General features: G+C 69.0%; 1 protein-coding gene. It reads left to right on the top strand.

Annotated elements, in window-relative coordinates; all coding sequences use genetic code 11:
- Positions 1 to 448, top strand: a 448-nt coding sequence (locus D7V77_RS42585; RefSeq protein WP_147452388.1) for a DedA family protein, incomplete at both ends; no start/stop codon positions are given.

The raw sequence follows: 448 nt of genomic DNA, 5'->3' as shown, positions 1-448 counted from the left end.
CCGCTGCTGTTCGCGGTGGGCGTGTTCATCGGGCTGGGCCAGATCTCCGGGCCGTATGCGGTGGCGGCAGCCGCACTGGGCGCATTCGCCGGTGATGGCATCAGTTACTGGATCGGGCGCCGCTGGGGTGACCGCCTGCGTGGCGTGTGGCCCTTCAGCCGTTACCCGCAGCTGCTCGACCGCGGCGAAAACCTGTTCCGCCGCAATGCTTTCAAGAGCATCCTGGTAGCACGCTACGTGGGCGCGATCCGGCCGTTCGTGCCGGCCATCGCCGGCATGATGAAAATGCCGGCCAGCCGCTACATGCAGGCCAGTGGCATCGCCAGCATTTCGTGGGCGGTGCTGTTCCTGGCACCGGGCTGGGTGCTCGGCGAGGCCTACGACGCGGTGGCCGCCGTCGCAGGGCGCCTGGTGGTGGTGGTCGGCCTGCTGGCAGTGATCCTCGGCC

This window comes from Corallococcus sp. CA041A (genome assembly GCF_003612075.1).
Taxonomy (GTDB): domain Bacteria; phylum Myxococcota; class Myxococcia; order Myxococcales; family Myxococcaceae; genus Corallococcus; species Corallococcus exiguus.
This window is presented reverse-complemented; position numbering and strand designations above follow the sequence as displayed.